14 protein-coding genes are annotated in these 14086 nt (G+C 63.1%); 4 read left to right on the forward strand and 10 right to left on the reverse strand.

The genetic code is table 11. The features are described 5' to 3' along the window. Positions 1–78 precede the first annotated feature (78 nt). The 4 genes from qcrB to ctaE form a co-directional block, all read right to left on the reverse strand. Positions 79–1749 carry a cytochrome bc1 complex cytochrome b subunit gene (gene qcrB / locus AC5RWA_RS19440; RefSeq protein WP_079596158.1) on the reverse strand — a complete coding sequence of 557 codons (1671 nt, stop codon included), beginning with the start codon at positions 1747–1749 and terminating at the stop codon, positions 79–81. Then, entirely contained in the window at positions 1727–2800 is a 1074-nt protein-coding gene (qcrA, locus tag AC5RWA_RS19445) for a cytochrome bc1 complex Rieske iron-sulfur subunit (protein ID WP_079596157.1), read from the reverse strand. Before qcrA ends, qcrB begins: the two co-directional genes overlap by 23 nt. A gap of 99 nt (positions 2801–2899) precedes the next feature. After that, a complete protein-coding gene (gene qcrC, locus AC5RWA_RS19450) occupies positions 2900–3688 on the reverse strand; it encodes a cytochrome bc1 complex diheme cytochrome c subunit (RefSeq protein WP_079596156.1) in 789 nt (262 codons plus the stop codon). Between the two features lie 86 nt (positions 3689–3774). Next, on the reverse strand, positions 3775–4413 hold the full coding sequence (gene ctaE, locus AC5RWA_RS19455; protein ID WP_176156796.1) for an aa3-type cytochrome oxidase subunit III: 639 nt from the start codon (positions 4411–4413) through the stop codon (positions 3775–3777). Between the two features lie 148 nt (positions 4414–4561). On the opposite strand from ctaE, the gene trpD reads away from it, so the two are divergent. Beyond that, positions 4562–5617 carry an anthranilate phosphoribosyltransferase gene (trpD, locus tag AC5RWA_RS19460; RefSeq protein ID WP_494058720.1) on the forward strand — a complete coding sequence of 352 codons (1056 nt, stop codon included), beginning with the start codon at positions 4562–4564 and terminating at the stop codon, positions 5615–5617. A 6-nt stretch (positions 5618–5623) separates the two neighbouring features. Here trpD and AC5RWA_RS19465 read toward each other — a convergent pair whose 3' ends face one another. Next, a complete protein-coding gene (locus AC5RWA_RS19465; RefSeq protein WP_050687163.1) occupies positions 5624–5905 on the reverse strand; it encodes an Lrp/AsnC family transcriptional regulator in 282 nt (93 codons plus the stop codon). Between the two features lie 119 nt (positions 5906–6024). Then, the gene (locus AC5RWA_RS19470) at positions 6025–6426 is read right to left on the reverse strand and encodes a DUF3054 domain-containing protein (RefSeq protein ID WP_079596153.1); all 402 of its coding nucleotides are present in this window, start codon (positions 6424–6426) and stop codon (positions 6025–6027) included. 70 nt (positions 6427–6496) lie between these two features. Between AC5RWA_RS19470 and AC5RWA_RS19475 the strand changes: the two genes are divergently transcribed. Further along, on the forward strand, positions 6497–6970 hold the full coding sequence (locus AC5RWA_RS19475) for a VOC family protein (protein ID WP_494058721.1): 474 nt from the start codon (positions 6497–6499) through the stop codon (positions 6968–6970). A 2-nt stretch (positions 6971–6972) separates the two neighbouring features. On the opposite strand, the gene AC5RWA_RS19480 is transcribed toward AC5RWA_RS19475, so the two are convergent. From AC5RWA_RS19480 to AC5RWA_RS19495, 4 genes are all read right to left on the reverse strand, one after another. Further along, the gene (locus AC5RWA_RS19480) at positions 6973–7563 is read right to left on the reverse strand and encodes a hypothetical protein (protein WP_494058722.1); all 591 of its coding nucleotides are present in this window, start codon (positions 7561–7563) and stop codon (positions 6973–6975) included. A 60-nt stretch (positions 7564–7623) separates the two neighbouring features. Continuing rightward, positions 7624–8586 (reverse strand): chitinase, encoded by a 963-nt coding sequence (locus AC5RWA_RS19485; protein ID WP_494058723.1) that lies wholly within the window; start codon positions 8584–8586, stop codon positions 7624–7626. Between the two features lie 107 nt (positions 8587–8693). Then, positions 8694–11039, reverse strand: a complete 2346-nt coding sequence (locus tag AC5RWA_RS19490) for a bifunctional polysaccharide deacetylase/glycosyltransferase family 2 protein (protein ID WP_494058724.1) — start codon at positions 11037–11039, stop codon at positions 8694–8696. Positions 11040–11292: 253 nt separating this feature from the next. After that, a complete protein-coding gene (locus AC5RWA_RS19495; protein WP_494058725.1) occupies positions 11293–11523 on the reverse strand; it encodes a hypothetical protein in 231 nt (76 codons plus the stop codon). A gap of 617 nt (positions 11524–12140) precedes the next feature. Between AC5RWA_RS19495 and AC5RWA_RS19500 the strand changes: the two genes are divergently transcribed. Continuing rightward, the gene (locus tag AC5RWA_RS19500; RefSeq protein WP_494058726.1) at positions 12141–13385 is read left to right on the forward strand and encodes a type III polyketide synthase; all 1245 of its coding nucleotides are present in this window, start codon (positions 12141–12143) and stop codon (positions 13383–13385) included. Positions 13386–13401: 16 nt separating this feature from the next. Beyond that, complete coding sequence (locus tag AC5RWA_RS19505) at positions 13402–14085, forward strand: class I SAM-dependent methyltransferase (protein ID WP_275731037.1); 684 nt, start codon at positions 13402–13404, stop codon at positions 14083–14085. The last annotated feature ends 1 nt before the right edge of the window (position 14086 follow it).

The following is a 14086-nucleotide window of genomic DNA, read 5'->3' on the forward strand; positions in this document are numbered from 1 at the left end:
GCCTGAAGCCCGCCGAACAGGCAAACAGAAGAGGCCCGGTCCATCTGGACCGGGCCTCTTGCTGTCTGAACGCGGAGCTTAGTGGGACAGGCTCTTTGCTTCTTCGGGGGCTTCAACCGCTGCGTGGCCGTGGCCGTGGGCGGCTTCCAGCTCTGCAGGAGTGGCAGGAGCAACGCGGTCCTCGAAGAACCACTTGGAGAGGAACGCGCGGCGCTTCTCCTTGCTGGTCACCACACCGTGCTCGTTCGGCACGGCCGGAAGCACCTCAGGCGACTCGAATCCCACCAGCTTGTAGCGCTTGTACTCATCAAGAGGTGCGTGGACCTCGATGAATTCGCCGTGGGGGAGACGGACGATGCGGCCGGTTTCGCGGCCGTGGAGTGCAATCTCGCGGTCCTTGCGCTGGAGGGCCAGGGCAACGCGCTTGGTGACGATGAACGCAATGATCGGGCCGATGAAGAACAGGGCGCGCAGCCAGTACGTGACATCGTTCAGGGAGACACCGAAGTGTGTGGCGATGAGGTCGGAACCTGCAGCTGCCCACATCACGCAGTACCAGACGAACCCTGCCATGCCAATCGCCGTACGGGTCGGGGCGTTGCGGGGACGGTCCAGGACGTGGTGCTCGCGGTCGTCCTTGGTGATCCACCGCTCGATCCAGGGGTACATGAACATCACGGTGAAGAGGATGCCGGCAGGCACGAGGGCCGGAAGCAGGACGTTGAAGCTGAAGACGAAGCCGAACCAGTCCTGTTCCACCTGCCAGTTGCCCAAGGTGCCGGGCATCAGGCGCAGGGCGCCGTCAACGAAACCGATGTACCAGTCGGGCTGGGTACCGGCTGACACGGGAGAGGGATCGTACGGGCCGTAGTTCCAGATCGGGTTGATGGTGAAGAAACCGGCCATCAGGGCCAGGACACCGAACACGATGAAGAAGAAGCCACCGGCCTTGGCGGCGTAGACAGGTCCCAGAGGGTAGCCGACAACGTTGTTGTCGTTGCGGCCCGGGCCGGGGTACTGGGTGTGCTTGTGGACGACCACCATGAAGAGGTGCAGCACGATCATCAGCAGGATCAGTGCCGGTACAAGCAGGATGTGCAGCATGTACAGGCGGCCGATGATGGCCGTTCCCGGGAACTCCCCGCCGAACAGGAAGAATGAGATGTACGTTCCGATCACCGGGATGGACTTGATCACGCCGTCGATGATGCGCAGGCCGTTGCCGGAAAGCAGGTCATCGGGGAGGGAGTAGCCGGTGAAGCCGGCAGCCATCGCGAGGATGAGGAGCACGCCACCCACAACCCAGTTCATTTCACGGGGCTTGCGGAACGCTCCGGTGAAGAAGACCCTCAGCATGTGCACGGCGATGGAAGCCACGAACAGCAGCGCCGCCCAGTGGTGGACCTGGCGCATGAAGAGGCCGCCACGGACGTCAAAGGAGATGTCCAGCGACGAGTTGTACGCCACCGACATTTCGACGCCCTTGAGGGGAACGTAGGAGCCGTCGTAATGCGTCTCCGCCATGGACGGATCGAAGAAGAACGTCAGGAACGTGCCCGAAAGGAGCAGGATGACGAAGGAGTACAGTGCCACTTCGCCGAACATGAAGGACCAGTGGTCCGGGAATACCTTGCGGCCGAATTCCCGGAGGATTCCGGAACCGCCAACACGTGCATCGACGAAGTCGGTGAACCGGCCTGTCTTGGTTTTGGCGACGAAAGCGGGCTCAGCTGTTGATGCTGCGCTCATGCATATCACGCTCCCAGTAACTTGGTCCTACGGGTTCTTTGAAGTCGCTGGTGGCGACCAGGTATCCCTCGTCATCAACTGCGATGGGCAGCTGGGGGAGAGGACGGCTGGCGGGGCCGAAGATCACCTTGCACTCCTGCGTGAGGTCAAAGGTGGACTGGTGGCACGGGCACAGCAGGTGGTGCGTCTGCTGCTCGTAAAGAGCGACAGGGCACCCGACGTGGGTGCAGATCTTGGAGTAAGCAACGATTCCGTTGTATCCCCAGTCCTCGCGTCCCGCGGAAGGGTTCAGCGATGCGGGATCAAGGCGCATAAGCAGCACAACTGCCTTGGCCTTCTCGTTGAGCTTGCCCTCGTGGAGTTCGTTCAGGCCTTCGGGAATGACATGGAATGCCGAGCCGATGGTGACGTCCGATGCCTTGATGGGCGTACCGTCGGGGTCACGGGCGAGACGCTTGAGCTGCCCGTCCTGGGGAGCCCACATGGTGTGGGCAAGCTTGTTGTCCGGACGCGGGCCGAGGTCGCCGAAGATGGCGACCGCCGGAAGCGGTGCGAGTGCAACGGCACCCAGCAGGGTGTTCCGGATCAGCGGACGGCGCTTGATGCCCGTCTCTTCCACGATGTCGTCAACGATGCGGACGGCAGCCTGCCGGTCCTCCTCGTAGCGGATGGCGTGGCGTTCCTCGGAGACTTCGTGGTCCGGCATCAGGGCCTTGGCCCAGTGCACGATGCCGGTGCCGATGCCGAGCATCGCGAAAGCCGTTCCAAGACCCAGGAGCATGTTCTGGATCCGGATGGTGTCAATGGTTGAGTCTCCAGGCCCCAGATCGATGGCGAAGTACGCCACCAGGAAGATCAGGGTTCCAACAACAGAGATGCCAAATAGTAAGGCGACCTGCCGTTCTGCCCGCTTTGCGGCCTTCGGGTCCGTGTCAGCCAGGCGCAAACGGTGCGGGGGAATTCCAGGGTCCTGGAACTTCTCCACCTCATTCTGACCAGCCGTAGCTACGGTGCCCGAGTGGTTCGGACTGCCGTCACTATGGTTGCCCATAATTCGCCTCATCCTTCTCTCGTCCCGGCGGTTGCCGGGTTAGTTTCTAATATCAACCTGCTGACAGGGCAGCAGAAGTTTGTGGTGCGTTGCCGGACGTCAGGACGTACGGGAGGTCAGCCAGATGGTGAAGGCGATGATGACACCCAGGCCGGCAACCCAGACAAACAGGCCTTCTGCGACGGGACCAAGGGAGCCAAGGTCAGCGCCGCCGGGGGAGCCGCTGGTCTCGATCTGCTTCAAGAAGGTGATGATGTCGCGCTTGCCTTCGGGAGTGATGTTGGAATCACTGAAGACGGGCATGTTCTGCGGGCCGGTGACCATGGCCTCGTAGATGTGCTTTCCGGAAGTGTCAGACAGTGCCGGGGCGAACTTGCCGCGGGTCAGTGCACCGCCGGCGGCAGCAGCGTTGTGGCACATGGCGCAGTTGGTGCGGAACAGTTCGCCACCCTCAGCAGCGTTGCCGCCCTCATCCAGCAGGTGTTCCTCAGGGATTGCCGGGCCGGCTCCCAGGGAAGCGACGTAGGCTGCAAGCTGGTGGGTCTGTTCATCGTTGAACTGGACCGGCTTCTCCAAAGCCTGCGGGCCGTTCATCTGCATCGGCATGCGCCCGGTGCCCACCTGGAAGTCAACCGCAGCGGCACCCACGCCCACCAGTGAAGGACCGTCCTGGCTTCCGCTGGCGCCCATACCGTGGCACGTGGCGCAGTTGGCGGCGAAGAGCTTGCCGCCTTCCTCAACGTCGTTTGCGCTGTAGGTGGTGGTGGAAGCCTTGGCCTCGTTGACGGTGGTGGCGACGGCATAGAGCCCACCCGTGAGGAGGAGACCCATCAGGAGCAGCGCTATGGCTGCAAGTGGGTGACGCCGCTTTTGTGAGAGTGCCTTCACGTGGTGGTTCCTTTATTCGTTCCTGCGCCGGCTCCGGGAGCCGCTACCTGAAATTCTGCCTCTTGTAGAAAAAGAATCAAAGCTGGCTACTTGAGTACGTAGATGACCAGGAAGAGGCCGATCCACACAACGTCCACGAAGTGCCAGTAGTACGAGGTGACGATCGCGGACGTTGCCTCGAAGTGACCGAACTTCTTCGCGGCAAATGACCGGCCCATGATGAGCAGGAAGGCGATCAGGCCGCCGATGACGTGGAGGCCGTGGAAGCCCGTTGTCATGTAGAAGGCCGAGCCGTAGGCGTTGGAGGACAGCGATACGTGCTCGGAGACGAGCATTGCGTATTCGGTGGCCTGGCCGGCGACGAAGAACGCGCCCATGAGGAACGTCAGGGTGAACCATTCGTTCATTCCCCAGCGGGAGAACTGCAAGGCACCCCCGGTCCGGCGCGGCTGGAGCCGCTCAGCGGCGAAGACGCCCATCTGGCAAGTGAAGGAACTGGCCACGAGGACGATCGTGTTAACGAGCGCAAAGGGGAAGTTGAGCTTGGCCGTCTCGTCCGCCCACATCTGCGCGCTTGTGGAGCGCAGGGTGAAGTACATGGCGAAGAGACCGGCGAAGAACATCAACTCGCTGGACAGCCACACAACGGTTCCAACGGAAACCATATTGGGGCGGTTCAGCGTGGGGTGCGCCGGGGTACTGGGGGCATGGGTCGCAGATGTCACATAGACATTATGTCTGTAAAAGTCCGTGCTGCCCAACGCAAACCGCCTTTTCGGGGGACTTTTTCTACAAAGACGCGAAATCGTCGGGAAAAGTTCCCGCGGCCGTTCATATTGGTCAGTCCCCGCCATCCCTCGATAGCATCAGGAGGTGACTTCACAGGCATCTGCAGCGTCCGGCAACACCTGGCCCCGGTTGATCTCGGCATTGATCAGCGGCAGGGACCTCACGGCGGACAACACCTCCTGGGCGATGGACACCATCATGTCGGGGGAGGCCACGGCTGCACAGATCGCCGGCTTCCTGGTTGCACTCAGCGCCAAGGGTGAAACGGTGGAGGAACTGTCCGGCCTGGTGGACGCCATGCTTGCCCACGCCAACCCGGTGGCCATTTCCGGTGAGAAGCTCGACATTGTCGGTACGGGCGGCGACCAGCTCAACACGGTGAACATATCCACCATGGCGGCCCTTGTAGCGGCCGGCGCCGGCGCCAAGGTGGTGAAGCACGGCAACCGGGCCGCATCGTCGTCGTCCGGGTCTGCGGACGTGCTGGAGGCGCTGGGCGTCCGCCTCGACCTGTCCATTCCACAGGTTGCACGCAATGCGGAAGAGGCGGGCATCACCTTTTGCTTCGCGCAGGTTTTCCACCCGTCGTTCCGTCACACGGCCGTTCCGAGGCGCGAACTCGCCATTCCCACGGCCTTCAATTTTCTTGGGCCCCTCACCAACCCCGCCAACGTGCAGGCTTCGGCAGTGGGAGTCGCAAATGCGAGGATGGCGCCGCTGGTGGCGGGCGTCCTGGCCCGGCGCGGAAGCCGCGGCCTGGTGTTCCGGGGGAATGACGGCCTCGATGAGCTGACCACCACCGGCCCTTCCACCGTGTGGGAAGTCCGCAACGGTTCAGTGGGCGAACTGACATTCGATCCAAGGGACCTGGGGATCAGCCTGGCCACGGTGGAACAGCTCCGGGGCGGCGACGCCCAGGCCAACGCTGCCGTGGTCCGCGAAGTGCTTGCGGGCAAGGAGGGACCCGCGAGGGATGCGGTGCTGCTCAATGCCGCGGCCGGCCTGGTGGCTTTTGACCCTGAGGCCGAAGGGCCGTTCCTTGACCGGATGAAGGACGCCTACGGCCGCGCCTCGGCGTCGGTCGACTCCGGAGCTGCCGCAGCCGTGCTGGAGAAGTGGGTCTCGCTCACCAGCTCCTAGGGGTGCCTACTGCTCGAACCCCAGTGAGAATGCTGCGTCCAGGTCGTGCTGCGAGTAGGCCCGGAAGGCGATGTGGGTAGTGGTGTGAACCACGGCGGGGACCTTGGACAGCCTGTCGGCGATGACGTCGGCCAGGTCTTCGTGCCGGGGTACGCGGGCAACGGCGATCAGGTCCCATTCGCCAGTCACTGAATACACCTCGCTGATGCCCTCGATCGCGGAGATCTCCTCTGCTGTCTCGGGAATACGGGCAGCGTCAGTTTTGATCAGAACGAATGCGGTGATCACGTTGAACCCTTCCGGATCTGTTGCGCCGCGGCATTGCCCGGCGAGCGTTTCGGTACTGTCAGCCTATTACACCAGCCATGGCCGCCAGGGCCGCGCCATCCCGGTGCCCGGCCGGGTAGTCACACGGTCCGTCGGCGCCCGATGGCGGCCAGCAACAAACGGTAGCCAAGCAGCAGCACACCCAGGCTGAGCAGCGCCACGATGATGAAGGGGAGCACAACCGTTTGGCCGGTGGCGGCCCGCAGGAGCATCCCGCCCACCAGGCTGCCAAGCCAGACTCCCAGACCTGACCTGCGCACCGAGAACGGGTCCCGCCACGCCCTGGTGGCAAGCCACCCGGCCGCCGCCCCGGCAAGGAATGGCCAGGCAGTGAGCAGGACGCCCGCCACAACATCCCCGCGCTGGTGGGCATCGCGTCCGATGGCGGCAAACAGCAGGATCAGCACGATGTCTGAAACGGCCGCAGCGGTCACCAGGCGGGCGGAGGGCGGCTTCACGGGCAACAGGTTCCGGGAACTCATGCATTCGAGCCTAGCCGCCCGTTCCCGGCCGACGCGATCCGCACTAGGCTCAAGCCGAAAGGAGCAACCAATGCCACGGAAAATCGGGACCTGCCTCTGGTTTGAGAACCAGGCGGAAGAGGCCGCAACGTTCTACACCAGCGTCTTTGACGATTCAAGAATCCTCGACATCTCCCGCTTCGGGGAGGAAGCGCCGGGGCCGGCAGGTGAGGCCATCGCGGTCGACTTCGAACTGGAAGGACGCAGTTTCACCGCGCTGAACGGAGCACGGACGTCCGGATTCACCGAAGCGGTATCCTTCGTGGTGGACTGCGAGGACCAGGCCGCCGTGGACCGGTACTGGGCTGCTTTGACCGACGGCGGCACGGAAAGCCAGTGCGGATGGCTTCGGGACCGGTACGGGGTGTCGTGGCAGATTGTTCCCGCCATCCTCCCCTCGCTGATTGCCGGACCGGATCCCCAGGGTTCGCAGCGGGCGATGCAGGCAATGCTGGGCATGCGGAAACTGGACATCGCCGAACTGCAGAAGGCCTACGACGGTTGAGGCTAACGGGATACCAGCCCGTTCCCGTAGCCGGAATCGCACTTGCCGTCGTGGATCACCCCGTTGCCGGGTGCCACGGCGTAGTTGCTGCCCGGGTTGAACACCGCTGTCCGCACACCGGTAACCTGCACGGCGCACGTCTGGGCGAAGGACATACTCTCTCCTTCGCCGCCGATCCACATGTCGATCCACAGTGAAGCGTCACCGTGTTCTTCAGCTCCGGTATGGCAGGGCCCAAGTTCCGGAGCCGGACCGTCGCCGCACGCGTCCTCCACGATGAAGTACCGGCGTACGTCCGGCAGGTAGATGCGGGTGCCCGCGGGGACATCCAGCACGCTGGTGCCTGTCTCCTTGGAATGCCCGACGGCGATGGTCACCGGATCTTCGTACGTTCCGGTTCCGCCGGCCACCTTGTGCAGGACAGGGTGGCTGATGATGGCGGAGCCCGCTGGAGTGTTGTCGTACCAGGAATAGGCCGTGATGAAGACGTCGGAGACCACCGTTTCACCCGAGGCCCGCGGTGCGCCTCCGCAGCCGGCAGCGGCCAGGAGCACAAGGCAGAACCCTGACAACGAATAGACACCTCGTCCCATCCGCCCCCTCCAGAACTGCCGGCCGCTCCGCATCCCTCATTAAAGCGCAACTGCCCGTCATCAAGGGGCTTCCGTGAACCCATTTCCCAGCAGCCTGCCGAACTGGCGGGCTTCCTGCTCCACCCCGCTGCAGCTGTGGGACACGCCCTGGTGCTCCGGGTCGCAGGCGGTATCCCTGCTAAGGGACCACATCGACATCCTGCCGATGCCGCGGTCCCTCGCAAAGGCATTGAGGCGCTCAGCATCATCGAGCGTGAACACGTTTTCCTCCAGATCGTTCACGCCAATCATGGGCGTCAGCCCGATCCTGCTCCAGGCCTGTTCGTCCCCGTTCAGCTTGCCTGCCTTCCCAAGGAGGTCCACGAGTGTGCGATGAGTTGCTTCTGCGGCCGCTGCCGACGCATCGGACATGCTGAGGCCGGCAGGGAGCGGACCGAAGTTCATGGTCATGATGTTGATTCCCGCCACCTCGACGCCCGCATCGAGCATGCTCTCAACTGAAATTGCGGCGGCGGACGTCAGCCCGTCCCGCGAAACGGGCAGCGTGAGCCAGACCCGCAGTGGCTTGCCCGATGGCTGTTCGGCCTGCAGGCGTGCCATGGCGGTGGCCCGTCTGGCGGCGGCGGCGGGGTCCGAGGCTCCTTGTCCTTCAACGTCCAGGTCAACGACGTCGAGGTTATACCTGGCAATGACCGTGGCGTATGCCCTGGCAAGGGATTCCTCGTCGGAACAGGCAACGGCCAGTTCCGTGCCTTTCTGGCCGCCGAAAGATACCGCAACGTTGTTCCCCGCGCTTCGGTAGGCGTCCAGCTGCGCGTCAAGGTCAAGCTTGTCGCCTGCCAGTTCCAGATCGTAGGACCCGCCCCACGAGGGTTCGCAGGGCCGGGCGGGGTCGGAACTAATGAAGGAAAGGACAGTGGTGGACGGTCCCCCCGCGGGGGCATCCTCGAGGCGGAGTGCCGGAAGGAGCGTGACGTCGAGATAACCCCCGAACCACGGGGAGACCTGTTCGCCAGGATTCACTCCGGCCTCCCCGCTGGTGTCGTCCCTTGGCGCAGATCCACAGGCAGCCATCGCGGCAACTGCCGCGATGGCCGCCAGAACGCTGATGCTGCCCCTGGCATGACGCCTCACGTGGTGCTGGGGGAGAGGGGGCCGGGGGAAGCAGGAGTGTTGGTTTGGCCCGGAAGGTCCGCCAGGATGACACTGTTGGTGCGTTCGGGCCTGTACCACCCCACCGCTGAACCGCGCAGGGCGCGGAGCGCCGAACCAAAGACGACGTAGGCGCGCAGCGGTTCGTAGATCAGCCGGTAGATGGGCACCATGAGCAGGTGGAGGGGGTTTTCCCGCACCATGATCACGGCCACGATCGAAATCAGCAGGTGGGTTGCTGCCACGAACGCCGAGAAGATTGCGATGGCCTGCCATTCCCCGCGGCTCAGGCTGATGAAGGCCACCGCGACTGTCAGCGGCATAAACAGCAGCGGGACAAGGACGGAAATGAGGGCATAGGGCATGGTGAGCATTCCCAGCGCCCCGAACTTCGGGTTGAACAGCATGCGTCGGTGCTTGTACAAGGTCTGGAAGTTGCCGTATGTCCAGCGCAGCCGTTGCTTGAACAACCCGCGGAATGTCAGGGGCGCTTCAGTCCACGCCACGGCCTCATTTTCCTGGACGATGCTGTACCCCAGGCGCTGCAGGGAAAGCGTCAGGTCGGCGTCTTCAGCCAGTGTGTCATGGGAGTAGCCGCCGGCTTTCAGCAGTGCCTCACGGCGCCATGCAGCGCACGCTCCGGGAACGATGGAGATCGCGCCCATGAGGCCCTCTGCCATGCGGGTGACACAAATACCGGAGAGATACTCCAGGCTTTGCCAGGCGGTGACGATGTTCCGGCGGTTCCCCACCTTAACATGCCCGGCAACGGCTCCAACCTCCTTGCCGTTCCGGGGGGCCAGGAAGTGGCGGGCGAACATTTTTATCGTCTGGGGCTCGAAAAGTGTGTCGCCGTCCAGAGTCACCACAATCTCTCCGCGCGCCTCTTCGATTCCATAGTTGCTGGCTGCGGATTTGCCGCCGTTGGCCTGGTCGAGGACCCTGAGGCCGGGCCATGATTCGGCATACTCCCTCAGGACAGCAAGGGTACTGTCCGTAGAGCCATCGTTGATGGCGATGACTTCCAGCCGGGGGTAGTCACTGGCCTGAAGGGCATCGAGGGTTTTCGCCACCACGAGTTCTTCATTGAAGACCGGCAGGATCACGCTGACCAATGGCCACTCTGATTCGGCGATCTCCTCCCACCGGCGCTTCTTTTGGCGCCTGTTGTTGATGATGGCCAGGACCACGAAGAGGAACGTGAGGATGGTGAGGGATCCGATGCCGAACCAGAACAGCCAGTTCAGCAGCAGGTTGGGGGTCACCAGGTAGGTTGTCAGCGCCGCGAGGGTTACGTTGTCTTCAACGCTTGCCGGCACACTGTGCTGGGGCACGTAGTCGGCCGGCAGCAAGGGTTGCAGGGTGGCGAAAGTGTAGCCCTGCGCCTTCGCCTGGGGAATGAATTTCTTCAGCATCTCGATGGTTCCCCTGCGGTCCCCGCCTCCGTCGTGGAGGAGGACGATGTGCCCTTCGCCGTTCAGCTCCGGAATGGGGATTTCGGCTTCCGGGAGGTATTCCCAGTCCCTGGTATCCAGGTCCATGCTGACGTGCAGATAACCGAGTTGCTGTGACTGCAGCAGTGCCAGTGTGTTGTTCTCCGGGTCGCCGGTGGGGATGCGGAACAACCGGGACTCGTAGTTGTCGGCGGCACGCATGACCCGGTCGGTTCCGATGATTTGCTGGCGGTTGAAGGCATCATCGTGGGCCCAGAAGTCGATATGGGACATGGTGTGGTTGCCCACCATGTGGCCTTCCCGGACTATGCGCCGGAAGATGTCAGGATATTTGACGATGTTGTCCCCGACAGTGAAGAACGTGGCCGGTACGCCCTCGCGGGACAGCAGGTCCAGGATTTCCGGCGTGAACCTGGGATCCGGGCCGTCATCGAATGTCAGCATGAGCGTGCGCTCTTTGGTCTTGCCGTAGGCCTCCACAACATAGGGACTGGCGCCGATCAGCTTTGACTCTTCCGGTGTGGCTTCCCGCCAGACGGTGTCACTGAAGGGATCCTTCAGCAGAACTTTGCCGTCCTTATTTTCTACCGTTGCGATCCTGTGGAACGTAGCCTCGCCCAGGTCCACTCCGATCCTGGGGATGTTTTCCAGGTCCTGCAGGTCCAGCAATTGCCTGGGGTACGTCGCGACCTGATTCTGCTGCCCGGAGTGGACCGGGGCCGTGGCGGCGGGGAGGACCATCACAACTGACAGGACCATCAACAGCATGAGCGCAAGCAGGCAGCTGAGAATCCGGCGCCAGCGCTTGCCGCTTGCGTCGAAGAAGACAGGTGCCGCAGGGGATGAAGGAGATGGCGATGGAAGTGTCATGGAACCCTCGCATAGGAGCTGGACAATGGAGCGGGGATACACCCCGGTCGTGGGTAGTGAGTCCTGTTCCTCGAGCTTCAGCAAGGATCCGGCCGGCAATCAATCCTCAGGAGAAGAGATCACCGTGATCTGCCCACCTGGAGCGTTGGCAGAAGCCCTGAAAGCTGCTGCCCTGAATTCGAGACTACGGGGGCCGGTTGACGTCAACATGCGTAAGTGGTACTCGAATTCGAGTACCCCCATACTTGGTTACCTAAAGGCGGCGTACCAGCCAACTTGCCTCCCAGCTTGCCTGGTATCCGGCGTCGTCGTCCCGTTCCACCAGGACATGCGTGACGGTGTAGGCGATGGCGTGGCAGGTGATGGCACGGACCTTGACGGGCGCCGGGCGGAGCATCAGCACCGGCCTGCCCGGGGCCTGCCGGAGCGCGTCCTCGCGGGCGGTGTTACGCGTTCCGGATGCCTGGGGGAGTGGGGACAACACCGCGCTTTTTTCTGCGGGTTCAGGGGAAAGCGGCATGATGATTCCTGGCTGTTGTGCACCGAAGCCGTCTGCATAAGCCGGCGAAGGAATGTGGCGATGACTGCCGGCAGAAGCCGAAGATGGCATGTGCGAACGACGATAGAAGACCGGCCGGCGTTTGGCACCCGTGGTGAGGTACCCGAATCTTCCCGGCGGGCTACCTGTGAACGATCCATTGTGGCCAGCTGCTACTGCATGATGAAGTAACTACTGGTTTAGGCGTTCCGAGTACTTTTGCCCACCCTGGAGGTCCTGTGAACAAGCCACTGTGGATCTGCTGCCTTTTGGGCGCCGCTGTTGGAATCACCCTCGGCCTGGCAGTCTTCGACAGTCCGGTGGTGGGTTTCGCGCTTGGCCTGGGTGTCGGCGCCTTAGTGGGCGCTGGGATAGGGTCCCGGCGTTAGCCCGGGGAGGGTCAGATTAGGGTTACTTGACATAATGTAGATTATCGGCGTTTCGGAGAGGAGCCCGGACGGGGTCGGGAAGGCCTGGAACGCCTGCAAGAGTTACCAGGACAAATGCGCAGGTCAAAAGCCTGAACCATTGTCTTAATCCGGGGCCTCGCTAAGAATGTGTCAATGACGGTCTACGTGCGATCACTTGAAACTGCAGTCCCGAAGACGATGCTGATCCAGTCAGAAGCCCGTGACGTATTTGCGGCCCAGCCCGGATTAACGCGGCTTGGCTCCAGGCTGGTGAATACGTGCTTTGACTCCGCGGCCATTGATACACGGTTCACCGCCGTCGACGAACTCACCAATGACTTCCGCTCCGATGACCCCCAGTTCTACGACCCTGCCACCGGCCTCCTGCTGAATCCCAGCACCAAGGTACGCAACGACATTTTCGCGCGCGAGGCCACCAAACTCTTTGTCGAGGCCGCCCGTGCCGCCGTGGACGTCTGCCCGGAACTGAATTTACTTGACATAACTCATCTCGTTACTGTCTCCTGCACAGGTTTCTTCAACCCCGGCCCGGACTACAAGATTGTGCGGGAGCTGGGCCTGGATCCGGCAGTCCAGCGATACCACCTGGGCTTTATGGGTTGCTATGCAGCTTTCCCCGCGCTGCGCGCCGCCAAGCTCTTCTGCGAGGCCGACCCCAACGCCGTCGTCCTGGTGGTGTGCGCCGAACTGTGCTCCCTGCACGTGCGGACATCCAACGACCCCGACACCATCATGGGCTCGGCGCTCTTCGCCGACGGCGCCGCTGCCGCCGTCGTCACCGCCAGGCCGGGCGCGGAAGAAGCCTCGCTGCTGCAGCTGGACCACTTCGAAACGGTACTGACCCCCGTGGGTGAGGACTCCATGGCTTGGAACATTGGTGACCACGGTTTTGAAATGGTGCTGGGCAACTACGTTCCGCACATCATCGACGACCACATTGTGGGCGCGCTGCAGCCCCTCCTGGCCCGGGAACCTGAACTGCAGGCACTCCCCTACACGTCCATCCGGCACTGGGCCATCCACCCGGGCGGACGGAGCATCCTGGACAAGGTCCAGTCCCGGCTCGGCCTCACAGACCAGCAGCTGGTTCCTGCCCGCGAGGTCCTGCGGAACTACGGCAACATGAGCAGTGCCACCGTGCTGTTCGTCCTGAAGCACATCCTCGACCAGGACAACGAAATCAGCGACACCCAAGCCGGCGATCACCAACCCGCCGGCAGCGGACCTGGCGACGACCGGATCTGCTCCATGGCCTTCGGCCCGGGACTCACGGTGGAGACGGCCATGTTCACCAAGCTGCCCCAGGCGCCGCGCGTCAGCAACGCGATGGCCGAACGGGACACCCGTTACGAACCGGCAGAAGCGCCGGTGTCCTGACCGGGTGGGATTCCTGATGCGGGAGCGGGCCGCCGGAGCCGTGGAACTGATGGACCTGCCGGACTGCGATCCGTGGCGCCTGGACAACACCTACCGCCAGTTTGCCGTGGTCAACAGGGTCCTGGGCGGCTGGCGCCGGCTGTACCGGCGTGAACTCCTCCCCATGATGACCGCCGGCTCAGGTACCGCCACGCTGCTGGACATCGGCTCCGGCGGCGGCGACCTTGCCGTCATGCTTGCCCGCTGGGCGGAACGTGACGGACTGACGCTCCGGATCACGGGCATCGACCCCGATCCGCGGGCCGCCGCCTTCGCGTCGAAGCGGCAGCCGGTCCGGGGCGTCGAATTCCGGCAGGCCCACAGCGGAGACCTGGTCCAGGAGGGCAGGACGTACGACGCCGTGATCTCCAACCATGTCCTTCATCACTTGAGTGCAGACGAGCTGCAGCAGCTGCTGGCGCATTCGCAGATCCTGGCGGCACAGAAGGCCCTGCACAATGACCTCCGCCGGAGTCCCATCGCCTATGCACTGTTCGGGGTGGCCGCCCTGCCCTTCCCCCGCTCCTACATCCGGGCGGACGGCCTGACCTCGATACGGCGGAGCTACACGCCCCCGGAGTTGGCGGCAATCGCTCCTCCGGGCTGGACGGTTGAGCGCAGCACTACCTTCCACCAGGTCCTCGCCTGGCGCAGGAACTGAC

Source organism: Arthrobacter sp. 210 2 (genome assembly GCF_059093025.1).